The sequence below is a fragment of the Nocardioides sp. zg-1308 genome (assembly GCF_013155375.1).
Taxonomy (GTDB): domain Bacteria; phylum Actinomycetota; class Actinomycetes; order Propionibacteriales; family Nocardioidaceae; genus Nocardioides; species Nocardioides renjunii.
Genome location: NZ_JABJQY010000002.1, coordinates 1,756,922 through 1,779,300 on the forward strand (window position 1 = coordinate 1,756,922; position 22,379 = coordinate 1,779,300).

Genomic DNA, 22,379 nt, shown 5'->3' on the forward strand with positions numbered 1-22,379 from the left:
ACGGTCCCCGACCCCGACCGGGGTCAGAGGATCGTCCAGGTGTCCCCGCCGCCGATCAGCGCCGCCAGCTTGGCGGAGCGGTCGGCGGCGGCGCCGTCTCCGGACTCGTGGGTCGCGCTGGCGACCTGCTCGCGGGCGGCGTCGTCGTACGTCGGTCGCTCGACCTGGCGGAAGATGCCGATCGGCGAGGTGTTGAGGTAGCCCGAGTCGGTCAGGCGGGAGATGGCGAAGGCCAGCGTGGGGTCGGAGCTGTGGGCGTCGTGCACCACGACGTCGGCCGCGGCCACGTCGGCGGTCGCGACGACCTTCACGCCGCCCGTCGCCTCGTCGCGGACCAGCGCCTTGCTGCCGCGTCCGTCGTCGAGCGCGGCGCCGAAGGTCACGGGCTCGCCGTGCACCAGCGGGATGATCGCGTCGGCCTTGGTCTCGGGGGACTTGATGGCGTCGAACGCGCCGTCGTTGAAGATCGGGCAGTTCTGGTAGATCTCGACCAGCGAGGTGCCGCGGTGGGCGGCGGCCGCGGCGAGCACCGAGGTGAGGTGCTTGCGGTCGGAGTCGATGGTGCGGGCCACGAACGTCGCCTCGGCGCCCAGGGCGAGCGACACCGGGTTGAAGGGGTGGTCCAGCGAGCCCATCGGCGTCGACTTGGTGACCTTGCCGGTCTCCGAGGTGGGGGAGTACTGACCCTTGGTGAGGCCGTAGATCCGGTTGTTGAAGAGCAGGATCGTCATGTTGACGTTGCGGCGCAGCGTGTGGATCAGGTGGTTGCCGCCGATCGACAGCGCGTCCCCGTCGCCGGTGACGACCCACACCGACAGGTCCTCGCGAGCCGTGGCGATGCCCGTGGCGATCGTCGGCGCGCGGCCGTGGATCGAGTGCATGCCGTAGGTGTCGAGGTAGTAGGGGAAGCGCGACGAGCAGCCGATGCCGGAGACGAAGACGATGTTCTCGCGGCGCAGGCCGAGGTCGGGCAGGAAGGACTGCACGGCCTTGAGCACGGCGTAGTCGCCGCAGCCCGGGCACCAGCGGACCTCCTGGTCGGAGGTGAAGTCCTTGCCCGTCTGGGGCTGGTCGGTGGTCGGGACCGCCTCGATGCCGGAGCGGAAGGCGGGGATGCCCAGGTCGGTCAGGGGCTCAGTCATCGTTGCTCTCCTGGTCGGTGGTGGGGGTGAGGTCCACGTCGATCCCCTCGGCCTCGGCCACCAGTCCGCCGATCACGTCGGCGAGGACGGCTGCCTTGAGCGGGAGACCGCGGACCTCGTTGTAGCCGACCACGTCGACGAGGTACTTCGCGCGCAGCAGCATCGAGAGCTGGCCGAGGTTCATCTCGGGCACCAGCACCTTGTCGTAGCGACGCAGCACCTCGCCCAGGTCGTGGGGGAAGGGGTTGAGGTGGCGCAGGTGGGCCTGCGCGACGCGGTAGCCGGCGCGGCGGACACGGCGTACGCCGGCGCCGATGGGGCCGTAGGTCGAGCCCCAGCCGAGGACGAGCACCTTGGCGCCGCGGCCGTCCTCGGCGCCCGGGTCGTCGACCACGAGCGGCTGGAGCGAGTCGGCGATGCGGTCGACCTTGGCCTGGCGGGTGCGGACCATGAAGTCGTGGTTGGCCGGGTCGTAGGAGATGTTGCCGTGGCCGTCACCCTTCTCCAGCCCGCCGATGCGGTGCTCGAGCCCGGGCGTGCCGGGGATCGCCCACGGGCGGGCCAGGGTGGCCTCGTCGCGGAGGTAGGGCCAGAACTCCGCGTCGTCGCCGTCGCCGTAGTTGGTGGCGGTCGCGAAGTCGGGGTCGATGGTCGGCAGCTCGTCGAGGGAGGGGATGCGCCACGGCTCGGAGCCGTTGGCGAGGTAGCCGTCGGAGAGCAGCATCACCGGTGTGCGGTAGGTGACGGCGATGCGCACGGCCTCGATCGCGGCGTCGAAGCAGTCGCCGGGGGACTGCGGCGCGACGATCGGCACCGGGGCCTCGCCGTTGCGGCCGAACATCGCCTGCAGGAGGTCGGCCTGCTCGGTCTTGGTCGGCAGCCCGGTGGAGGGTCCGCCGCGCTGCACGTCGATGACGACGAGGGGCAGCTCGGTCATCACGGCCAGGCCGATGGCCTCGGACTTGAGGGCCACGCCGGGCCCGGAGGTGGTGGTCACGCCGAGCTGGCCGACGAAGGAGGCGCCGATGGCTGCGCCGACGCCGGCGATCTCGTCCTCGGCCTGGAACGTCGTCACGCCGAAGCCCTTGTGCTTGCTGAGCTCGTGGAGGATGTCGGAGGCCGGGGTGATGGGGTACGACCCCAGGAAGACCGACAGGCCCGACTGCACACCCGCGGCGACGAGGCCGTAGGACAGGGCGAGGTTGCCCGTGATGTTGCGATAGTTGCCGGGCGCCATCTTGGCGGGCTTGATCTCGTAGCGGACCACGAACGCCTCGGTGGTCTCGCCGAAGTTCCAGCCGGCCTTGAACGCCGCGAGGTTGGCGTCGCGGATGTCGGGCACCTTGGCGAAGCGCTTGGTGAGGAACGCGTCGGTCGTCTCGGTCGGGCGGCCGTACATCCACGACAGCAGGCCCAGCGCGAACATGTTCTTGGCGCGCGAGGCGTCCTTGCGCGACAGCCCGAACTCCTTGACCGCCTCGACCGTCATGCCGGTGAGGTCGACGGTGTGCACGGCGTACTCGGAGAGGCCGTCGCCGTCGAGCGGGTTCTCGGTGTAGCCCGCCTTCGTCAGGTTGCGGGCGGTGAAGTCGTGGGTGTCGACGATGATCGTCGCGCCCTTGGGCAGGTCGCCCAGGTTGGCCCGCAGCGCGGCCGGGTTCATCGCGACGAGCACGTCGGGGGCGTCGCCCGCGGTGAGGATGTCGTGGTCGGCGAGGTGGACCTGGAACGACGAGACGCCCGGGAGCGTGCCCTGGGGTGCGCGGATCTCCGCCGGGAAGTTCGGGAGGGTGACCAGGTCGTTGCCGAAGGCGGCCGTCTCCTGCGTGAAACGGTCGCCGGTGAGCTGCATGCCGTCGCCGGAGTCACCGGCGAACCGGATGATGACGCGGTCGAGCTGCTTGACCTGCTTCTCGGGTGCTACCACAAGCGTCAACGATAGCCGCCGCCCGGTCACCGACCGACGCTCGGCTGCGTGGTGGGACGGCCTCCGAGCGGGGGGTGTGACAGGGGTCATGCGGCCGCCGCGGGACGCTGTCGCGTCGCGTCTTCCAGCATGTGAGACGGCCGCCGAAGCGATTCTCCGCGAGGCCCGGTGAGCGTGACACGCGCCACGACCTGCCCTTTTGTTAGTCCGCCGAACGAATCCGCCCGACGGATTGGTAAGGCCGACTAACGAACCCCTTGTGACCGATGTCACGCAGTCCCTACGGTCGAGGCGACCGGGCGCACCGCGCCCCATCCACTCGGGAGGATCCATGCTGTCCACGCTCGTCCCTCGACCGCCCGTCCGGCGGGCCGTCGGCCTCGTCGCCGCCACCGTGCTGACGGTGGCGCTGCTGCCGTTCGCGCTCGCCGCACCCGCCTCCACGCTCGCGCCGGCCGGCCCTGCCGCCCTGGCTGCCTGCACCGCCCCGGCCTGGACCGCCACCGCGGTCTACACCGCGAACAACCAGGTCACCCACGCAGGGCGCACCTGGCGCGCCAAGTGGTGGACCCAGAACGAGACGCCCGGGACGACCGGGGAGTGGGGGGTCTGGGCCGACCTGGGCGCCTGTGGTGGCACCCAGCCCACCGACCCGCCGACCACCACGCCGCCGACGACGCCGCCGCCGACGACGAACCCGCCGAGCCCGAGCGGCAAGAAGGTCATCGGCTACTTCACCAACTGGGGCACCTACGGCCGCAACTTCCACGCCAAGGACCTCGACACCTCCGGCTCCGCCGCCAAGCTCACCCACATCCTCTACGCGTTCGGCAACGTCCAGAACGGTCGCTGCACCGTGGGTGACCCGTACGCCGACCACGACAAGGCCTACACGGCCGCGCAGAGCGTCGACGGCGTCGCCGACACCTGGGACCAGAGCCTGCGCGGCAACTTCAACCAGCTGCGCAAGCTCAAGGCCAAGCACCCGCACCTCAAGATCCTGTGGTCCTTCGGCGGGTGGACCTGGTCCGGCGGGTTCGGCCAGGCGGCCCAGAACCCGCAGGCCTTCGCGTCCTCGTGCCGTGCCCTCGTCGAGGACCCCCGGTGGGCCGACGTCTTCGACGGCATCGACATCGACTGGGAGTACCCCAACGCGTGCGGCCTGACGTGCGACACCAGCGGGACGCAGGCCTTCCCGCGGCTGATGCAGGCACTGCGAGGCGCCTTCGGCACGGACCTGGTCACCGCGGCGATCACCGCGGACGGCACGAGCGGCGGCAAGATCGAGGCGGGTGGCTACGGGCAGGCGGCGCAGCACGTCGACTGGTACATGCCGATGACCTACGACTACTTCGGCGCCTTCGCGGCCCAGGGCCCGACGGCGCCGCACTCGCCGCTGACGTCGTACGCGGGCATCCCGACGCAGGGCTTCGACTCGAGCACCGCGATCGCCAAGCTCAAGTCCCTCGGCGTCCCCTCCTCCAAGCTGCTCCTCGGCCTCGGCTTCTACGGTCGTGGCTGGTCCGGCGTCTCGCAGGCCGCGCCCGGCGGCTCGGCGACGGGCCCGGCCCCCGGCACCTACGAGCAGGGCATCGAGGACTACAAGGTCCTCAAGCAGCGGTGCCCGGCGACGGGCACGGTCGGCGGCACCGCGTACGCCAAGTGCGGCGACCAGTGGTGGAGCTACGACACCCCGGCCACGATCGGCACGAAGATGGCCTACGCCAAGCAGCAGGGCCTGGCCGGCGCCTTCTTCTGGGAGCTGTCCGGCGACACCGCCAACGGTGAGCTCATCACCGCCGTGAGCAGCGGCCTGCGCTGATCGGGCACTGATCCAGCGCTGAACAGGATGTCGCCCCTGCGGGGCGGCACGCCCGGACCGGGAGCGGTCGACCGCTCCCGGTCCGTGGCGTTCCGGGTGGCGTTCCCGGGTGGCGTTCCAGTGGCCTCCGCAGGGGCGCCCGAGGGCGTTCCCGGAGGTGCGCTCGGACGGCGACACGCTCGGGGTTCGGACCAATGTCATCGACATCCATAAAGTCATGTATCTTTCTCGACATTGCTCACCGATCGAGAAAGTCGAGTACCCCCCATGCAGATCCGTTCACGTGCCGCACTCGCGGCAGCTCTGGTCGGGGCCCTGGCCCTGTCCGCCTGCGCGCCGGGTGGTGCCAGCGGCAGCGATGACGACGCGGCCAACACCATCAGCATCGTCGGCTTCGCGGTCCCCGAGGCGGCCAACAAGAACATCGCCGCCGAGTTCACCAAGACCGACGAGGGCGAGGGCGTGCAGTTCCAGACCTCCTACGGTCCCTCCGGCGACCAGAGCCGCGCGGTCGCCGCCGGCCTCGAGGCCGACTACGTGCACTTCTCGGTCCCGACCGACGTCACCCGCCTCGTCGACGAGGGCCTCGTGGCCGACGACTGGGACGCCGGTGAGAACAAGGGCGTCGTCTCCCGCTCGGTCGTGGTGTTCGGTGTCCGCGACGGCAACCCCAAGAACATCAAGACCTGGGCCGACCTGGTCAAGCCCGGCGTCGAGATCGTCACGCCCAACCCCGCGTCCTCCGGCGCCGCGCGCTGGAACGCCCTCGCCGCCTACGGGCAGGTGATCAGCGACGGTGGCACCGAGGAGGAGGCGACCGAGTACGTCGACAAGTTCTTCAAGAACGTCGTCTCGCTGCCCGGCAGCGGTCGTGACGCCACCACCGCCTTCCTCGGCGGCACCGGTGACGTGCTGATGGCCTACGAGAACGAGGCCATCCTCGCCGCCCAGAACGACGAGGCCTTCGAGTACGTCCTGCCCGAGACCTCCCTCCTCATCGAGAACGCCGGCGCCATCCTGGAGGACGCCTCCGAGCCGTCGCAGGCGTGGCTGGACTTCGTCCTCTCCGACGAGGGCCAGAAGCAGTTCGCGCTGACCGGCTTCCGCCCGATCCGCGACGACGTCGACTACGGCGGCACCGTCGAGGGTGCGACCGACCCGTCCAACCCGTTCCCCGAGGTCCCCACCCTGCTGACGGTGGACGAGGACTTCGGTGGCTGGGACGAGGTGTCGACGAAGTTCTTCGACGAGGAGAACGGGCTCATCTTCGAGGCCATCCTCAACGCCGGCCTCTCGCTCGAGTGATCCGCCCCACCTCCACATGACCTCCACCGAGATCGCAGCGGTCCGACCGGCGAGGACTCCTCGCCGGTCGGGTCCGCGTTCCACGCTCACGCGGTCGTCGGGACTCGGGCTCGGCATCGCCATGATCTGGTTCAGCGCGCTGGTCCTGATCCCCCTGATGGCCGTCGTGGTCACCGCCATCGACGGTGGCTGGGACGTCTTCTGGTCGACCATCACCAACGGCCAGACCGCGGCCGCCATCCGGCTCACCGTGTTCACCGCCCTCGGCGTCACCGCCGTCAACGTCGTCATGGGCCCGCTCATCGCGTGGGTCCTGGTGCGCGACCGGTTCTGGGGCAAGTCGGTGCTCGAGGTGATGATCGACATCCCCTTCGCGCTGCCGACCATCGTCGCGGGCCTGGTGCTGCTCTCGCTCTACGGCACCGACAGCCCGATCGGCGTCGACATCGCCAACCAGCGGCCGGCGGTCTTCCTCGCCTTCCTCTTCGTGACGCTGCCGTTCGTGGTCCGCATGGTCCAGCCGGTGCTCGAGGAGCTCGACCGCGACGTCGAGGAGGCGGCCGCGTCCCTGGGCGCGAGCCGGGTCACCACCTTCCGCCGCATCATCCTGCCCAGCCTCGCCCCCGCCATCGCGGCCGGCGCGGCCCTGTCCTTCGCCCGCGGCGTCAGCGAGTACGGCTCGCTCGTGCTGCTGTCGGGCAACCTCCCGTTCAAGACAGAGGTCACCTCCGTGCGGATCCTCAGCAGCATCGAGAACGACAACGTCGCGGCCGCCGCGGCCGTCGCGACGGTGCTGCTGGTCATCTCGCTCACGGTGATCGTGCTGCTCGACGTCATCCAGAGGAGGGTGGCCGCACGTGGCTGACACCCTGGTCCACGAGCCCGTCGCGCCGCCGGTGGAGGAACGCCGCCGGCCGCCGCGGGTGCGCAAGACCCCGATGACCTACGTCCTGCGGATCATCGCGGCGACGTACCTGTTCTTCCTGGTCGCCTGGCCGGTGTCCCTGGTCGTGACGAACACGTTCGAGGGCGGCTTCGGCTCCATCACCGCGCTGCTCGAGGACCCCGACACCGTCGTCGCGCTCCAGCTCAGCGCGTACGTCGCCGTGTTCTCCGTGATCATCAACACCGTCTTCGGCATCGGGATCTCGCTGCTGCTCGTCCGCTACGAGTTCCCGGGCAAGCGCGTGCTCAACGCCCTGCTCGACATCCCGCTCTCGGTCTCGCCGATCGTGGTGGGCCTGGCGCTCGTCCTGGTCTACAGCGGGCGCAACGGCTGGTTCGGCCCGACGCTCGCCGGCTGGGGCTTCGACGTCATCTTCTCCACGCCGGGCATCATCATGGCCACCACGTTCGTCGCCCTGCCGCTGATGATCCGCGAGCTCGTGCCGGTGCTCGAGGAGATCGGCATCGAGCAGGAGCAGGCGGCGCAGAGCCTCGGCGCCAGCGCGCTCCAGCGCTTCCTGCGGATCACGCTGCCGTCGATCAAGTGGGGCATCGTCTACGGCGTCGTGCTGACCCTCGCCCGGTCGCTCGGCGAGTTCGGGGCGGTCAAGGTCGTCTCCGGCAACGTGCTCGGGCAGACCCGCACCGCCACCCTCGTCGTCGAGGAGAAGTACCTCAACTTCGACCAGCAGGGCGCCTACGCGACCGCGTTCCTGCTGGCGATGGTGTCCGTCGCCTGCATCGTGATCGTCGCCATCATCCGTCCCAAGAACCACCCCTGACCGGTCCTCGACCCGGTTCTCGACTCTTTCCCCGAAAGGCCACCCATGAGCATCGACGTGCAAGGGCTGAACAAGAAGTTCGGCGACTTCGTCGCCCTGGAGGACGTCAACGTCACCATCCCGACCGGCCAGCTGACCGCCCTGCTCGGGCCCAGCGGCGGCGGCAAGTCGACGCTGCTGCGCATCATCGCCGGGCTGGAGAAGTCCGACACGGGCACGGTCAGCATCGAGGGCGTCAACGCCACGAACCTGCCCGCGCAGAAGCGCAACGTCGGCTTCGTCTTCCAGCACTACGCCGTCTTCAAGCACATGACGGTCGCCAAGAACGTGGCCTTCGGCCTCGAGATCCGCAAGCGTCCCAAGGACGAGATCGCGCACCGGGTCGACGAGCTGCTGCGGCTGGTGCACCTCTCGCAGTTCGCGCACCGGCTGCCCTCGCAGCTCTCCGGCGGCCAGCGCCAGCGGATGGCCCTGGCTCGGGCGCTCGCCGTGGAGCCCTCGGTCCTGCTGCTCGACGAGCCGTTCGGCGCCCTGGACGCCAAGGTCCGCAAGGAGCTGCGCGACTGGCTGCGCCGCCTGCACGACGACGTGCACGTGACCACCGTCTTCGTCACCCACGACCAGGAGGAGGCCCTCGAGGTCGCCGACGAGATCGTGGTGATCAACGAGGGCCGCGTCGAGCAGGTCGGCACGCCCGACCAGCTCTACGACGAGCCCGCCAACGACTTCGTGATGTCCTTCCTCGGTGAGGTGACCCACCTCGGCGGGAGCTCGCTGCGGCCGCACGACATCGACGTCGACACGGCGCCCAAGATGGCCGGTGCCGTCGAGGGCACGGTCGCGCGCCTCGTGCGGATCGGCTTCGAGGTCCGGATGACCGTGCTCACGGTCGACGGTGACGAGGTGTCCGTGGTCGTCACCCGGGCCCACGCCCGCTCCGCGGGCCTGACCGAGGGCAGCACGGTGTGGCTGACCCCCGCCGCGGGCGCGACGATGGTGCCGCGGATGGCCGTGGCCGGCTGAGGACCGCCCTTGGGGTGGGAGCGGTGCCGAGGATGCGCACCCATTCCTCCCCCGCGACTAGCGTGCGCGGGTGGACACGACGACCCGGGAGGAGCTCTGGGCGGCGGTCGAGGCCTTCGACACCGAGGCCGCGGAGATCGCCATCGCCAGGCTCCTGTGGGACCTGCCCCTGTCGGGCGCGGTCGCGGGCGTCGTGCTGCCCTTCCTCGCGGAGGTCGGTGACCGCTGGGAGTCAGGCACGCTGTCGGTGGCGCACGAGCACTTCGTGACCGACATGCTGCGGCGCAGGCTCGCCGTGCTCTCCGCCGTCCCGCCGCACCCGGTCCTCGAGGACCCGTCGGCGTCGGCGCCCGTCGTGCTGCTCGCCTGCCCGTCGGGGGAGCGGCACGACATGGTGCTGCTCTGCGTGGCCCTGATGCTCCGCGAGCGCGGGGTCCGCACCCGCTTCCTCGGTGCGGACACCCCGGTCCCGGCGATCCTCACGGTCGCGCGCGCCACGGCGGCCGACGCGGTGGTGCTCGCCGCGACCCGGTCGACGGCCTTCACCGCCCACGCGACGGCCCTGCGCCGGCTCAGCGCGGCGCACCCCCTGTACGTCGCCGGGCGCGGCGCGGACGGGCGTACGGTCTCCGAGATCGGCGCCACCGCCCTGCCGGACGACGCCGTGCGCGCGGTCGTGGTGCTGGTCGGCGAGCTGCTGCGGCTCAGCGGTAGTTGGTGAACTGCACCGCGAAGTCGTAGTCCTGCGACTTCACCAGCTGCTGCACGGCCTGCAGGTCGTCGCGCTTCTTCGACGACACGCGGAGCTCCTCGCCCTGCACCTGCGCCTTGACGCCCTTGGGGCCCTCGTCGCGGATGAGCTTGGAGATCTTCTTGGCGTCCTCGGAGGTGATGCCCTCCTTGAGCGCGATGTCGATCTTGGAGACCTGGCCGGACTGGCGCGGCTCGGAGGTCTCGAGGATCTTGAGGCTCTGGTTGCGCTTGACCAGCTTGTCCTGGAAGACGCTGAGCACCGCGCTGGCGCGGTCGTCGGCGGAGGCGGTGATCTCGATGGCCCTCTCGCCCTTCCACTCGATGCTCGCGCCGGTGCCCTTGAAGTCGAACCGGGTGGCGATCTCGCGGGCGGCCTGGCTCAGGGCGTTGTCGACCTCCTGGCGGTCCAGCTTGCTCACGATGTCGAAGCTCGAGTCAGCCATGTGTGTGCCTCCTTCAGTGGGGCTGCCGGGGTGCCCCGGCGATTCGTAGCGGGGTTCGTGCCTTGCTATTGTTCCGCACGGCCCGGCAGGTTGCCCGAGCGGCCAAAGGGAGCTGACTGTAAATCAGCCGGCATTGCCTACAGAGGTTCGAATCCTCTACCTGCCACACCTCACTCCCGGACTCGCGCAGCGGGTCCGGGAGTGGCCATTTCCCGGCAGCCCGCGGCTTGACCGCCGGCCGACGTTCTGCCTGACTTTCGGCGTGAGTGAGCAGACGACGTCGCGGCAGTCCGGTCCCACCGACGAGTGGCTCGCCGCCGAGTGCCGCCGCCTCCTCGGTTTCGGCCGTCGGGTGACCCACCCCGCCGGGGGCGCCGCCTGGCTCGACGACGACGGGGCGCCCGACCTGTCGCGTCCGGTGCGCACCTGGATCACCAGCCGCACCGTGCACGTGTACGGACTGGGCTCGCTGCTCGGGGTCGAGGGCAGCTCGTCGATCGCCACCGCGGCGCTGCACGGCCTCGCCACGACGCTGCGCGACGCCGACCACGGCGGCTGGTTCGGTGCGGTGGACGCCGACCGGGCGCCGAGCGGCGGCACCGGCAAGTCCTGCTACGACCACGCGTTCGTGATGCTCGCCGGCTCGACCGCGGTCGTCGCCGCGCTGCCCGGTGCGGAGGACCTGCTCGCCGAGGCGACCCGCGTGTTCGAGGAGCACTTCTGGGACGAGGCCCTCGGTCGCGTCGTCGACGGCTGGGACCGGGACTGGGAGCACGCCGACCCCTACCGCGGGCTCAACGCGACGATGCACTCGGTCGAGGCGATGCTCGCCGTCGGCGACGTCACGGGCGAGGTGGTCTGGCACGACCGGGCGGCCCGGCTCGCCGGCCTGGTGGTCGACCTCGCGGGGGCACACGACGGCCGGCTGCCCGAGCACTTCGGCCCCGACTGGTCGGTGGACCTCGAGCTCAACCGGGACCGTCCCGACGACCCCTTCAAGCCCTTCGGCGCCACCGTCGGGCACGGCCTGGAGTGGTCGCGGCTGCTGCTCCACCTCGAGGCATCGCTGGGCGAGGCGGCCCCGCCCGGGCTCCTCGACACCTCCCGCCTGCTCTTCGACCGGGCGGTGGCCGACGGCTGGCACGTCGACGGCGCACCCGGGTTCGTCTACACGACCGACTGGGACGGCACGCCCGTCGTACGGCAACGGATGCACTGGGTCGCGGCCGAGGGCATCTCCGCCGCCGCGGCGCTGCACCGGCGCACGGGCGAGAGCCGCTACGCGGAGCGGTACGCCGAGTGGTGGGCCTACGCGGCCGAGCACCTCGTCGACACCGACCGCGGCTCGTGGCACCACGAGCTGGATCCCGCCAACCGCCCGCAGGCGTCGGTGTGGCCGGGCAAGCCGGACCTCTACCACGCCGTCCAGGCCACGCTGCTGCCCCGGCTGCCGCTGGCGCCGAGCCTGGCGTCCGGTCTCGCCCTCGCCGGGGCGTCGTTCGAGCGGCTCTGACCAGCGGCATGATGGACCCATGACGGGACCCCTGACGGATGCGCCGGCGAGGGTCCTCGTCGTCGGCGAGGCGCTCGTCGACGTGGTCCCGGACGCGTCCGGGCAGCCGCGCGACCATCCGGGCGGCAGCCCCGCCAACGTCGCCATCGCCCTCGGCCGGCTCGACCGCGACGTCCGCCTGGTCACCCTGCTGGGCGACGACGCCCGCGGGGGTGCGGTGCGTGCGTGGCTCGAGGCGAGCGGCGTCACGGTGCTCGCCGGACCGACCGGCACCGGACGCACGTCGACCGCCGCCGTCACCCTCGACGCGAGCGGAGCCGCGACCTACGACTTCGACCTCTCGTGGGACCTCGGCCCCGTCCCCGACGAGGACTGCGACGTGCTGCACGTCGGCTCCATCGCGACCGTGCTCGAGCCCGGCGCCGACGCGGTGCTCGAGGCGGTCCGCTCGCAGCACGGCAGGGCCGTCGTCTCCCTCGACCCCAACGCCCGCCCGGCCATCACGCCCGACCGGGCCGGGCCGGTCGCCCGGGTGGAGGAGCTGGTCGCACTGGCCGACGTGGTCAAGGTCAGCGACGAGGACCTCCACTGGCTGCACCCCGACCACGACCCCGTCGCGACCGCCACCCGCTGGGTCGGGGCCGGCCCCGGGCTGGTGGTCGTCACCCGCGGCAGCGCCGGCGCGGTCGTCGTACGCCGTGGCGGAGCCGTGCTCGAGGTGCCGGGGGTCCCGGTCGCCGTGGCCGACACCGTGGGTGCCGGCGACACCTTCAGCGGCGTGCTGCTCGACGCCCTCCTCGACCTCGGCGTGCGCGGCCCGGGCGGCGCGGCGGCGCTGCAGGCACTGCCGGACCGCGACGTCCTCGGTGCGGTCACGACCGCCGCGATCGGCGCCGCGATCAACGTCTCGCGACCCGGCGCCGACCCGCCGTGGCGGGCGGAGCTGACGGCCGCGCTCGGCGGTGCCGGAGCGGGCGAGGGGTGAGCGCGGAGCAGGTCCACGACATCGGGAGGCGCCGGGCCTGGGTCATCTGGCTCGTCGCGCTCTCGGTCTACATCCTGGCGGTGTTCCACCGCAGCTCGCTGGGCGTCGCGGGCATCATCGCCTCCGAGCGCTTCGACATCAGCGCCACCAGCCTTGCGACGTTCACGGTGCTGCAGCTCGTCGTCTACGCCGGCATGCAGGTCCCGGTCGGCGTCCTGCTCGACCGCTTTGGCTCGCGCGCGATGCTGCTGAGCGGGCTGGTGCTGATGACCCTCGGCCAGCTCTCGTTCGCCTTCGCCGAGTCCTTCCCGACGGCGGTGGCGGCGCGGGCCGCGGTGGGCGCCGGCGACGCGATGATCTTCATCAGCGTGATCCGGCTCGTCACCGTCTGGTTCCTGGTGCGCCAGGGACCGATGGTCACCCAGGTCACCGGCCTCTCCGGACAGCTCGGCGCGATCGCCGCCGCCGGCCCGCTGGCGTACCTCCTCCACGAGCTCGGCTGGACCCGCGCCTTCGCGCTCACCTCGAGCATCGGTCTGGTGCTGCTCGTCGTGGTCGCCCTCCTCGTCAAGGACTCGCCCTACCGGCGCGACGACGTCGTGGCGATCAAGCTGCGGGCGCTCGCGCAGTCGGTCCGCACGGTGTGGGGCAACCCGGGGACGCGGCTGGGCATGTGGTCGCACTTCGTCTCGCAGTTCTCCAGCACCGTCTTCGCGCTCCTGTGGGGCTATCCCTTCCTCGTGCAGGGCCTGGGGTGGTCGACCGGCGCCGCCAGCACGCTGCTGATGGCGATGACCGCGTGGGCGGTCGTGAGCGGCCTGGCGCTCGCCCGGCTGGTGTCCCGGCTGCCCTACTACCGCTCGTGGATCGTGGTCGGCGTCGTGGTCGCGATGGTGGTGCCGTGGACGGCCGTGCTGCTCTGGTCCGGCGCCGCACCGGACTGGCTGGTGGTCGTGATGGCCTTCGCCACCGCGAGCGGCGGTCCCGCGGCGATGGTCGCCTTCGACCTCGCCCGGTCCTTCACGCCCGCCCACGAGACCGGCCGCGCCAACGGCCTCGTCAACGTCGGTGGCTTCACCGCCTCGCTGCTGACCATGGGCCTCATCGGGATCGTGCTCGACCTGTCGTCGTCCGGCGGGATGGGCTCGTACACCCTCGACGACTTCAAGCTCGCCATGGCCGTGCAGTACCTCTTCTGGGCGCTCGGCGTCGTCCAGGTCCTCCGCTACCGCCGCCGCGGCATCGCCCACCTCGCCCGCGTGCACCCCGGCTCGATCGAGCAGATGAAGGCCGGGCAGCCCTTCGTGCACCCGGGGATCGGGACCGAGGGGGTCTAGGCGCGCGGCTGGGCGAGGGGGTCCTCCGGCAGGTCCTCGGGCCTGACCGCGGCCGGGTCGATGAACTGGTGCGCGTCGCCCATGAACGTGTGGACGAAGCCGCACCGGATGCAGATGACCCCGTCGGCCGACCGGTTCATCCAGTCCAGGTCGAAGAACGTCATCCCGGTCGTCGTCATCTTCACCTCGCGGCGGGCGAAGACCAGGCCTCCGCAGACGTGGCACGCGAGGAAGCTCTGCGTGGGGCGGATGAAGACGTGCACCTGGTCACCTCCGGGTCTCGGGAGCGACGAGCCTAGGGGCTGCGAGGCGTACGACGTCCCGGCCGCGCCCGACCTTCGACACGTGTCCGAGATGTCGCCCTGGGTGTGGTCGGGCGGGGGCAGGAACTCGGACACGTGTCCGGGACGTGGCCCGGGACGCCGCCCAAGGGCAACAACGCGGACACGTGTCCGGGGTGTGGCCCGGGACGCCGCCGCCCAAGGGCAACAACGCGGACACGTGTCCCACAGAGGGAGCCCCTAGCCGATCTCCCCGTCCCCGTCGGCGTCGAGGTCCCCGGTGGGGTCCTCGGCCGTGGGGTCCTCGAGGTAGTCGCCCCCGACAGGGTGGCCCTGCCACAACACCATCTCCCAGCCGGACTCGACGTCGCCCTCGAGGACGATGAGCGCGGTGTTGTGCAGCGGCTGGGTCGCCGGGGGCGCGTCGGGGTGCGGGGCCATCCGGGTGGACACCCAGGTCCGGAGCGCCGCGCCGTGGCTGACGACCAGGGCCGCGTCGTGCCCGGCCTCGACGATGCGCCCTACCGCTGCGTCGAAGCGGGCGAGGAACTCCTCGCCGGTCTCGCCGCCGGGCATCCGGTGGGCGAGGTCGCCCTCGAGCCAGGTCGCGACGGTGCCGATGTAGCCGGACACGGCGTCGTGGTCGTTGCGCATCTCGAAGTCGCCGGCCGCGATCTCCTCCAGGCCCTCCACGACCGTCGGCTCGAGGCCGCGGTCCTCGGCGGTGGGCGCGGCGGTCTGGTGCGTACGCACGCGGCTGGAGACGTAGATCGCGTCGAGGTGCTCGTCGGCGAGGGCCTTGCTCGCCGCCACCGCCTGGGCCCGGCCGAGGCCGGTGAGGTCGACGCCGGGGTGGGCCGTGTCGAGCTCGCCCGACACGTTGGCGTGGGTCTGGCCGTGGCGCATCAGCAGCAGTCGCACAAGTGGTCCTCGTCGGTGGTGGGGCGGTGGTTCGAAGGTCGGGGCAGCGGGTCAGGTGTTGAACGGCGACGTCTTGGAGGACGCCAGCTCGCGGGCCTGCTCGAGCGGCACGGTCTCCAGCGCCTCGGCGATGTCGGTGCCGAGATGGGTGACCTCGGGTCCGGGCTCGAGCGGGACGAGGGTGTGGACCAGTCGGTCGTCGTAGGTGTGCACCATCGTGAACGCCTGTGCTCCGTCGACGCCGGAGACGAGGCGGTCGAGCGGTGCCGGGTCGGTGGTGTAGCAGGTCGCCGGGACGACCGAGACCGGGACGCCGGCGAAGGTCGACCACGTCGCGAGGTGCAGGTGCCCGGCCAGGATCCCGCGCACGTCGGTGCCGGCGACGACCTCGGCCAGCGCCTGCTGGTCGTGCAGCTCGATGAGCTCGGCCGCGCGCAGCATCGGCAGCGGGAGCGGCGGGTGGTGCATCGCGAGCAGGGTGCCGTGCTCGGCCGGGGTGGCGAGGACACCGGCGAGCCAGTCGAGCTGCTCGCGCCGGAGCTCGCCGTGGTGGTAGCCGGGGACGCTGGTGTCGAGGGCGACGATCCGCAGGCCGTCGACCTCGTGCACCCGGTCCTGGAAGCCGTCGTCGTCGGAGTCATGGAGCCCGCGGGCGAACGGGCCGCGCTCGTCGTGGTTGCCCATGGTCCACACCACGACCGCGCCCATCTCGGCGGCGGCCGGCTCGACGATGGAGCGCAGAGTCTCGTAGGCGTCCGGCTCCCCGCGGTCGGCGAGGTCGCCGGTGAAGACGAGGGCCTGCGGCGCGGGGCGGACCGCCGCCAGCCGCTCCAGCGCGCGCCTGAGGTGGGCCCCGTTGTCGACGATCCCGTAGTGCAGCGCACCACCCCCGATGAGGTGCGGGTCGGACAGGTGCGCGACGGCGTGCCGGGGGGCGGCGTACTGACCGAGCTGTCTCACAGCAGGCAGCCTAGGGGCGGACGTCGTCGCGTCCCCACCGGATTCCGGTCCCGGGGTGAGCCTTGGCCCGGCGTTCACCCGGACGTCGGGTCGCGGTCGAGCACGGCTCGTACCGTCCGCTGCGTGGTGTCACGGGGACTCGTCGGCAGCGTGCTCGTCCTGCTCGGCGGCCTGGTCGTCGCGACCATCCCGTCGAGCGCGACGGTCGCGGACGTCGACCTGCTGCAGCTGCTGCGCGGCTCTGCCTCGGGACGGATGGCCGGGCTCGTCGTCGTGCTGGTGGGCCTCGGCATGCTGGCCTCGGCCTGGCTGCACCTCTGCCGCGTGGCCGCCCGTGCCGACGCGTCGGAGCAGGCCGGCACGATCGCCCTGGTGCGCGCCGCCGCAGTGGCCTGGTCGGCGCCGCTCCTGCTCGCCCCGCCGCTGTTCTCCCGCGACGGCTGGTCGTACGCCGCCCAGGGCACGCTGGCCCACCGCGGCATCTCGCCCTACGAGCACGGCCCGTGGAGCCTGGTCGGACCCCGGTCGGTCCCCGGGCCGATCGTCGAGGGGGTCGATCCGCGCTGGATGGCCACGCCGGCGCCGTACGGGCCGGTCCCGCTGATCGGTGGTGACCTCGCCGCCGGGCTGACCGCCGACCCGTGGCTCCTCGTGGTCGCGCACCGGGTCATGGCGCTCGCCGGCCTCGCGCTGCTCGCGTGGGCGCTGCCCCGACTGGCGCGCTGGTGCGGCAGCAACCCGGCCCTCGTCTCGTGCCTCGTGCTCGCGTCCCCGCTGATGGTCGCGAACGGCGTCGCGGGGCTGCACAACGACCTGCTCATGGTCGGCCTGATGACCGCCGCGCTGGTCGTCGCGCGCGAGCACGGCTGGGTCGCGGGCGCCGTCCTCGGCGGCCTGGCGGCCGGCGTGAAGCTCCCCGGCGGCCTCGTGTGCGTCGCCGTGGTGCTGCTCACCGCGCCGGTTGCTGCCGGCGTGGCCGTCCGGGTGCGCCACACCGCCCGGGTCGCCGCGGTGTCGGTGGCCGCCCTCGTCGTGCCCGGGGTGGTGTGGGGACTGGGCATCGGCTGGCTCGGCGCCCTCACCGTGCCCGGGACCGTCGACACCCCGCTCTCGCTGCCGACGCTCGTGGGGGGTTGGCTCGACGTGGTCGCGCCGCTGGTCGGTCTCGGGACGAGCGACGGGACGTTCCTCGACGCGGTCCGCCTCCTGGCGCAGGCGGGCCTCGTCGCGGTGGTGGTCGCGGTCCTCCTCGGGTGGCGCACGGGTGACGGCGCCCAGGCGGTCCGCGCCGCCGCGCTGCTGACCGGGGCGGCTGTCGCGCTGAGCCCGGTGGTCCACCTGTGGTACTTCCTGTGGGTGGTCCCGTTCGTCGCCGTGCTCCGCCTCGGCCGCTCCGCGACGGCCGCACTGGTCGCCGTGTCACTGGTCGCCGGCCTCGTGGCGCCGATGGACTCGTCCCTGCACGGCGCCTACCTCGCGATCGTGATCGGCTCCCTCGTCGTGGCCGCCGCGGCCGCGCTGCTGCTGGTCACCCGGCGCGCCCGCGAGCGGCTGGCCGGCATCGCGACCGACGAGTGGACCGCGAGCAACGACTCGACCGTCGTCGACCAGGGGTAGCGCTCGGCGCGCTCGCGGGCGGCGGCCCGCCGGCTCGCGACCGGGCGCCCCGCCACCTCGAGGACGGCATCGGCCAGCGCGGCGGCGTCCGGACGCGCCCAGGCGCCCGAGGCGCCGTCGACCAGCTCGCGCGCGCCGCCGCGGTCGGCGGTGACCACCGGCGTGCCGGACGCCAGCGCCTCGAGCACGGCGAGGCCGAACGTCTCGCCGGGACAGACGCTCAGCGCGACGTCGGCGTCGGCGAGGGCCCGGCTGAGCCGGGCGGGGGAGTCGACGTAGCCGTGGAAGCGGACCGGCGCGTCGCCCGCGAGCTCGACCAGCTCGTCGAGGTGCGGGCCGACGCCGTAGACGTCCATCCGCACCGGCGTGCCGCGGCGGTGCAGCTCCACGGCGGTCGCCACGGCCAGGTGCGGGCTCTTCTCCCGCGAGAGCCGCCCGGCGTGGACCAGCCGGAGCACCGGGACGGACGGGCGGTCGGACGGGCGGTCGGACCGGCGGGGACGGGGGCGGAACGTCTCGAGGTCTACGCCCAGCGGGACGCGTACGACGGGGCAGCCGGCGTTGTCGGCCGCCTGCTGGAACTCCTGGCGGGCGTAGTCGGAGGTGACCACGACCGTGTCGACGCTGCGGACGAGCAGCCGGTTGAGCAGCCCGATCGAGACCTTGGAGGTGGTGTCGAGGCCGGTGCGGAGGGCGAGCATGTCGCCGAGCCGCTCGTGCGAGAGCAGCACCGACCCGACCCCGCTGCGGTGCGCCCACCGGGCGACCGGGAGCAGGGTCAGCTTGTCGCTGAGCTCGACGGAGGTCGGCCCCCACTCCTCGAGCACCTCGGTCACCCGCCACGGCTCGACGATGAGGCGGTAGCCCCCGCCGACCCGCGGTGCCCGCAGCTGCACGACGTCGCCGAGCGGCGTGGAGGTGCGGGCGTCCTCGGGCCCCGGCACCACGAGCAGGCGCCGGCACCCGGCGTCGACGTAGCCCGCGCCCAGTGCGCGCAGCGCGGTGCGCATGCCGCCCGAGGCGGGTCCGACGAAGTTGGCCAGCTGGGCGATGCGCATGCGGGCACGGTGGCGCAACGAGGTGAACGGACGGGAATGCCCGCCCGGCCGTCAGTGGGCCGGGAGGATGCGCCCGGTCACCTCGCCGAGGGTGAGGCGACCTCCGCCGGTCGCGGGAGCGGTGTAGCGCAGGGTCACCTCGTCGCCGTCCTCGAGGAAGGTGCGCTCGCGGCCCGCGGCGGTGAAGGGCTCCGCGCCACCCCAGCTGAGCTCGAGCAGCGAGCCGCGCTCGTCGCGGCCCGGACCCGAGACGGTGCCCGACCCCCACAGGTCGCCGGTGCGCACGCTGGCCCCGTTGACCGTGGTGTGCGCGAGCATCTGCGCGGGCGACCAGTACATCGTGCGGTAGGGCGGGCGCGCGACGACCTCGCCGTCGAGGACGACCTCCACGTCGATGTCGAGCCCGGCGGGCCCGTCGACGCGCAGGTAGTCGAGCACGTCCGGGTCGGCCTGTCCCGGCAGGTCGGTCCACGCCGCGCCGAGGGCGGCCAGGGGCGTGACCCACGCGCTGATCGACGTGGCGAACGACTTGCCCAGGAACGGGCCGAGGGGGACGTACTCCCACGCCTGGAGGTCTCGTGCCGACCAGTCGTTGAGCCCGACGACGCCGAAGGTGTGCCGTGCGAAGTCGGCGGTGGTGACGCGCTCGCCCATCCGGGACGGCACGCCCACCACGAAGCCGAGCTCGGCCTCGATGTCGAGGCGCCGGGAGGGGCCGTACGTCGGGTGCTCGTCCGTGGGTGCCTTGCGCTGGCCGCACGGGCGTACGACGTCGGTGCCGGAGACCACGACCGTGCCGGACCGGCCGTGGTAGCCGACCGGGAGGTGCTTCCAGTTCGGCAGGAGCGGCTCCTGGTCGGGGCGGAACATCCGGCCGACGTTGGAGGCGTGGTGCTCGGAGGCGTAGAAGTCGACGTAGTCGCCGACGGTGAAGGGCATCAGCATCGTCACGGAGTCGACCGGGGCCAGCGCCGGCTCGACGAGGTCGCGCTCGGCCTCCCCGGTCAGCAGGCCGGTCACCCACGCGCGGGTCGAGGCCCACACCTCCGGGCCTGCGGCCATGAAGGGGTTGAGGGTCGACTGGTCGAACAGCTCGTGCGTGTCGACCATGTCGGCCGCCGCGACCACGCTGAGGTCGAGCACCTGGTCGCCGATGCGGACCGCCACGCGGGGGCGCTCGCCCGAGCGGGCGAAGACGCCGTAGGGCAGGTGGTCGACGTCGAAGCCCGAGCCGGCCGCGCCCTCGACCCACGTCGCGGCGCTCACGACGCCGCTCCCACGGACGGCACCAGCCCGAAGGCCACGAGGTCCTCGAGCGGCTCGGTGACCGAGCACGACCCGAACGAGGTGAACCACCGGCGTGCCGAGGCCACGTCGGCCTCGGCCAGCCCGTCGGCGAGGGCCGCGCCGTCGCGCTGCTCGAGCACGGCGACCGCCTCGTCGGCGGAGCCGCCGTCCCACAGCGCCCGGGTCGCGGCCACCACGTTGAGGAAGCCGTGCGCGCCACCGCCCTCGGGGTCGTGCCGGACGGCGCGGTGCAGGCCGGCGGTGGCCTTGAACGGCGTCTCGCGGTCGAGGGCGGCGTCGATCCAGCCCGCGACGGTGCGCGAGTCGGGGACGAGGTCGTGGTCGACGTGGCCCAGGCGGAGCTTGAGCCGGTGGTCGCAGGCGGCGACCTCGTCGGCGGCGGCGAGCCAGGCGGCGGTCGTCGGGCCGGGCACCTCGATGAAGACGGGCACGTCGAGCCCGGCCGCCCGCGCCGCGGCGTCGATGCGGCGCACGTTGCCGACCGGGTCGTCGGCGTCGCGGACCGCCGCCTCGAGGCCGGCGAGGCGCAGGCGCTTGCGTGCCGCCAGGGCGGCGACGCCCTCCACGGCACCGGCGCCGCCGGTCAGCACGACCGAGACCGGCACGTCGGCCGGGACGGAGCCGAGGGCGGTGTCGGGGACGACGAAGGACCCGACCAGGCCGGCCCACCAGGCCGTGCCGCGCTCGGCGTACGCCGCGAGGGCGTCGGCGAGGTCGGCGTCACCGGGCGGGAAGACGGCCGCGTCGTCGACGAGGCCGCGCCACTGCTCGGGCCACGGACCGGGCTGTAGGTCGGACACGACAGGTGCGGAGGAGGGAGGCACGGGACTACTCTAGCCACCAGATAGCGGACGTCAGCGTCCGATAGTCGGATGATTGGAGCACGCGGATGGCCTACTACCGGGCGGTCGGACGACTGCCGCGCCAGCGGCACACGCAGCTGCGCGACGACGACGGGCACCTGTTCCGCGAGGAGCTCATGGGCGAGGAGGGCTTCTCCTCCGACTCCTCCCTGCTCTACCACCGCGGCGTGCCGAGCGCGATCACCGACAGCACGGTCTGGGAGCTGGCCGACCAGTCGCGCACCCCCAACCACCCGCTCAAGCCGCGCCACCTCAGGCTGCACGACCTCGAGACGGGCCGGTGCCCCGTCGAGGGCCGCCGGCTGGTGCTCGGCAACAACGACGTGCGCATCGCGTACGTCGTGACCGGGACGGAGCCCTCGCCGCTCTACCGCAACGCCATCGGCGACGAGTGCGTCTACGTCGAGTCCGGCACGGGCACCGTCGAGACCGTCTTCGGCGTCGTGCCCTACCGCACCGGCGACTACGTCGTCGTCCCGCGCGCCACCGACCACCGCTGGGTGCCCGCCGAGCCGTCGCGGCTCTACGCCATCGAGGCCAACAGCCACATCCACCCGCCCAAGCGCTACCTCTCCCGCTTCGGCCAGCTCCTCGAGCACGCGCCCTACTGCGAGCGCGACCTCCACGGACCCGCGGAGACCCTCGAGGTCGAGGGCACCGACGTCGAGGTGCTGGTGAAGCACCGCACGAGCGCGGGCATCGTCGGCACGAGGCTCACCTACGCCACCCACCCGTTCGACGTGGTCGGCTGGGACGGCTGCCTCTACCCCTACACGTTCAACGTCGAGGACTACATGCCGATCACCGGCAAGGTCCACCAGCCGCCGCCGGTCCACCAGGTCTTCGAGGGCTGGAACTTCGTGGTGTGCAACTTCCTGCCCCGCAAGGTCGACTACCACGAGCTCGCCATCCCGGTGCCCTACTACCACTCCAACGTCGACTCCGACGAGGTGATGTTCTACGTCGGCGGCGACTACGAGGCCCGCAAGGGCTCCGGGATCGGCATCGGCTCGATCAGCCTGCACCCCGGCGGCCACGCCCACGGACCGCAGCCCAGTGCGATCGAGGCGTCCCTCGGCGTGCAGTACTTCGAGGAGTCGGCCGTCATGGTCGACACCTTCGCCCCCCTCGAGCTCGGGGAGGGCGGTCGCGCGGTGGAGGACCCGGCGTACGCCTGGACCTGGGCGGGTCGTGGTCCCGACTCGGCCGGCGACGACGGCGGGCCGGCGGTCTACAGCAACAGCTGAGCGAGGCAGGCTCGGCCGCTGGCCGTCGCGTTCGAGAACGAGATCGCGGAAGATCCGAGTCACCCGGTGGCTCGGATCTTCCGCGTTGTCGCTGGAGTCCCCGGATATCCGGGGACTCCAGAGCAAGCAGAGCAAGCCGACAGCCGA

Annotated in this window: 19 protein-coding genes, 1 tRNA gene and 1 pseudogene; 12 read left to right on the forward strand and 9 right to left on the reverse strand. The window is 72.4% G+C overall.

Annotated elements, in window-relative coordinates; genetic code table 11:
* Positions 1–23: 23 nt before the first annotated feature.
* Both HN031_RS10220 and HN031_RS10225 read right to left on the reverse strand, forming a co-directional pair.
* Positions 24–1,142 carry a 2-oxoacid:ferredoxin oxidoreductase subunit beta gene (locus HN031_RS10220; protein WP_172269552.1) on the reverse strand — a complete coding sequence of 373 codons (1,119 nt, stop codon included), beginning with the start codon at positions 1,140–1,142 and terminating at the stop codon, positions 24–26.
* Positions 1,135–3,069, reverse strand: coding sequence for a 2-oxoacid:acceptor oxidoreductase subunit alpha (locus HN031_RS10225; RefSeq protein WP_367650723.1), 1,935 nt, complete (start codon positions 3,067–3,069; stop codon positions 1,135–1,137). Before HN031_RS10225 ends, HN031_RS10220 begins: the two co-directional genes overlap by 8 nt.
* A 331-nt stretch (positions 3,070–3,400) precedes the next feature.
* On the opposite strand from HN031_RS10225, the gene HN031_RS10230 reads away from it, so the two are divergent.
* The 6 genes from HN031_RS10230 to HN031_RS21515 all read left to right on the forward strand — a co-directional run bounded on the left by HN031_RS10230 (position 3,401) and on the right by HN031_RS21515 (position 9,667).
* Complete coding sequence (locus tag HN031_RS10230; protein WP_172269556.1) at positions 3,401–4,891, forward strand: glycosyl hydrolase family 18 protein; 1,491 nt, start codon at positions 3,401–3,403, stop codon at positions 4,889–4,891.
* A gap of 267 nt (positions 4,892–5,158) precedes the next feature.
* Positions 5,159–6,196 (forward strand): sulfate ABC transporter substrate-binding protein, encoded by a 1,038-nt coding sequence (locus HN031_RS10235; RefSeq protein WP_172269558.1) that lies wholly within the window; start codon positions 5,159–5,161, stop codon positions 6,194–6,196.
* A gap of 16 nt (positions 6,197–6,212) precedes the next feature.
* A complete protein-coding gene (cysT, locus tag HN031_RS10240; protein ID WP_172269560.1) occupies positions 6,213–7,061 on the forward strand; it encodes a sulfate ABC transporter permease subunit CysT in 849 nt (282 codons plus the stop codon).
* The gene (locus HN031_RS10245) at positions 7,054–7,923 is read left to right on the forward strand and encodes a sulfate ABC transporter permease subunit (RefSeq protein ID WP_322921032.1); all 870 of its coding nucleotides are present in this window, start codon (positions 7,054–7,056) and stop codon (positions 7,921–7,923) included. Before cysT ends, HN031_RS10245 begins: the two co-directional genes overlap by 8 nt.
* 45 nt (positions 7,924–7,968) lie before the next feature.
* A complete protein-coding gene (locus HN031_RS10250) occupies positions 7,969–8,946 on the forward strand; it encodes a sulfate/molybdate ABC transporter ATP-binding protein (RefSeq protein ID WP_172269562.1) in 978 nt (325 codons plus the stop codon).
* Between the two features lie 70 nt (positions 8,947–9,016).
* Positions 9,017–9,667 (forward strand): B12-binding domain-containing protein, encoded by a 651-nt coding sequence (locus tag HN031_RS21515; RefSeq protein ID WP_172269564.1) that lies wholly within the window; start codon positions 9,017–9,019, stop codon positions 9,665–9,667.
* On the opposite strand, the gene HN031_RS10260 is transcribed toward HN031_RS21515, so the two are convergent.
* The gene (locus HN031_RS10260; RefSeq protein WP_172269566.1) at positions 9,651–10,142 is read right to left on the reverse strand and encodes a YajQ family cyclic di-GMP-binding protein; all 492 of its coding nucleotides are present in this window, start codon (positions 10,140–10,142) and stop codon (positions 9,651–9,653) included. The two genes, HN031_RS21515 and HN031_RS10260, sit on opposite strands and share 17 nt — an antisense overlap.
* Before the next feature lie 84 nt (positions 10,143–10,226).
* Here HN031_RS10260 and HN031_RS10265 point away from each other — a divergent pair.
* The 4 genes from HN031_RS10265 (at position 10,227) to HN031_RS10280 (ending at position 13,977) form a co-directional block, all read left to right on the forward strand.
* Positions 10,227–10,308: transfer RNA gene (locus HN031_RS10265), tRNA-Tyr, on the forward strand.
* 96 nt (positions 10,309–10,404) lie between these two features.
* Positions 10,405–11,655: an AGE family epimerase/isomerase gene (locus tag HN031_RS10270; protein ID WP_172269568.1), complete on the forward strand. Its 1,251-nt coding sequence runs from the start codon at positions 10,405–10,407 to the stop codon at positions 11,653–11,655.
* Positions 11,656–11,674: 19 nt separating this feature from the next.
* Positions 11,675–12,640, forward strand: coding sequence for a carbohydrate kinase (locus HN031_RS10275; RefSeq protein WP_172269570.1), 966 nt, complete (start codon positions 11,675–11,677; stop codon positions 12,638–12,640).
* Positions 12,637–13,977, forward strand: coding sequence for an MFS transporter (locus tag HN031_RS10280; RefSeq protein WP_172269572.1), 1,341 nt, complete (start codon positions 12,637–12,639; stop codon positions 13,975–13,977). The genes HN031_RS10275 and HN031_RS10280 overlap by 4 nt, the downstream gene beginning before the upstream one ends.
* On the opposite strand, the gene HN031_RS10285 is transcribed toward HN031_RS10280, so the two are convergent.
* The 3 genes from HN031_RS10285 to HN031_RS10295 form a co-directional block, all read right to left on the reverse strand.
* Positions 13,974–14,240: a hypothetical protein gene (locus HN031_RS10285; protein ID WP_172269574.1), complete on the reverse strand. Its 267-nt coding sequence runs from the start codon at positions 14,238–14,240 to the stop codon at positions 13,974–13,976. The genes HN031_RS10280 and HN031_RS10285 overlap by 4 nt on opposite strands.
* 258 nt (positions 14,241–14,498) lie before the next feature.
* The gene (locus HN031_RS10290; RefSeq protein WP_172269576.1) at positions 14,499–15,179 is read right to left on the reverse strand and encodes a histidine phosphatase family protein; all 681 of its coding nucleotides are present in this window, start codon (positions 15,177–15,179) and stop codon (positions 14,499–14,501) included.
* 51 nt (positions 15,180–15,230) lie between these two features.
* Positions 15,231–16,139 (reverse strand): phosphodiesterase, encoded by a 909-nt coding sequence (locus tag HN031_RS10295; protein WP_172269578.1) that lies wholly within the window; start codon positions 16,137–16,139, stop codon positions 15,231–15,233.
* A gap of 150 nt (positions 16,140–16,289) precedes the next feature.
* On the opposite strand from HN031_RS10295, the pseudogene mptB reads away from it, so the two are divergent.
* Positions 16,290–17,612 (forward strand): annotated as a pseudogene (mptB, locus tag HN031_RS21520) (polyprenol phosphomannose-dependent alpha 1,6 mannosyltransferase MptB); the annotation flags it as partial.
* Here mptB and HN031_RS10300 read toward each other — a convergent pair.
* From HN031_RS10300 to HN031_RS21525, 3 genes are read right to left on the reverse strand one after another with little or no spacing between them, the layout of a single operon-like run.
* On the reverse strand, positions 17,609–18,814 hold the full coding sequence (locus tag HN031_RS10300) for a glycosyltransferase (protein ID WP_172269580.1): 1,206 nt from the start codon (positions 18,812–18,814) through the stop codon (positions 17,609–17,611). The pseudogene mptB and the gene HN031_RS10300 overlap by 4 nt on opposite strands.
* 51 nt (positions 18,815–18,865) lie before the next feature.
* A complete protein-coding gene (gene fahA / locus HN031_RS10305; RefSeq protein WP_172269582.1) occupies positions 18,866–20,080 on the reverse strand; it encodes a fumarylacetoacetase in 1,215 nt (404 codons plus the stop codon).
* On the reverse strand, positions 20,077–20,946 hold the full coding sequence (locus tag HN031_RS21525) for a hypothetical protein (protein WP_172269584.1): 870 nt from the start codon (positions 20,944–20,946) through the stop codon (positions 20,077–20,079). Before HN031_RS21525 ends, fahA begins: the two co-directional genes overlap by 4 nt.
* Before the next feature lie 65 nt (positions 20,947–21,011).
* Between HN031_RS21525 and HN031_RS10315 the strand changes: the two genes are divergently transcribed.
* Positions 21,012–22,232: a homogentisate 1,2-dioxygenase gene (locus HN031_RS10315; protein WP_172269586.1), complete on the forward strand. Its 1,221-nt coding sequence runs from the start codon at positions 21,012–21,014 to the stop codon at positions 22,230–22,232.
* Positions 22,233–22,379: the final 147 nt, after the last annotated feature.

Bases quoted from the DNA above. Each gene is read 5' to 3' on its own strand.
- HN031_RS10260 (WP_172269566.1), bottom strand. From the start codon at position 10,142: ATGGCTGACTCGAGCTTCGACATCGTGAGCAAGCTGGACCGCCAGGAG.
- HN031_RS10250 (WP_172269562.1), top strand. From the start codon at position 7,969: ATGAGCATCGACGTGCAAGGGCTGAACAAGAAGTTCGGCGACTTCGTC.
- HN031_RS10230 (WP_172269556.1), top strand. From the start codon at position 3,401: ATGCTGTCCACGCTCGTCCCTCGACCGCCCGTCCGGCGGGCCGTCGGC.
- HN031_RS10300 (WP_172269580.1), bottom strand. From the start codon at position 18,814: ATGCGCATCGCCCAGCTGGCCAACTTCGTCGGACCCGCCTCGGGCGGC.
- HN031_RS10220 (WP_172269552.1), bottom strand. From the start codon at position 1,142: ATGACTGAGCCCCTGACCGACCTGGGCATCCCCGCCTTCCGCTCCGGC.
- HN031_RS10315 (WP_172269586.1), top strand. From the start codon at position 21,012: ATGGCCTACTACCGGGCGGTCGGACGACTGCCGCGCCAGCGGCACACG.
- cysT (WP_172269560.1), top strand. From the start codon at position 6,213: ATGACCTCCACCGAGATCGCAGCGGTCCGACCGGCGAGGACTCCTCGC.
- HN031_RS10235 (WP_172269558.1), top strand. From the start codon at position 5,159: ATGCAGATCCGTTCACGTGCCGCACTCGCGGCAGCTCTGGTCGGGGCC.
- HN031_RS10275 (WP_172269570.1), top strand. From the start codon at position 11,675: ATGACGGGACCCCTGACGGATGCGCCGGCGAGGGTCCTCGTCGTCGGC.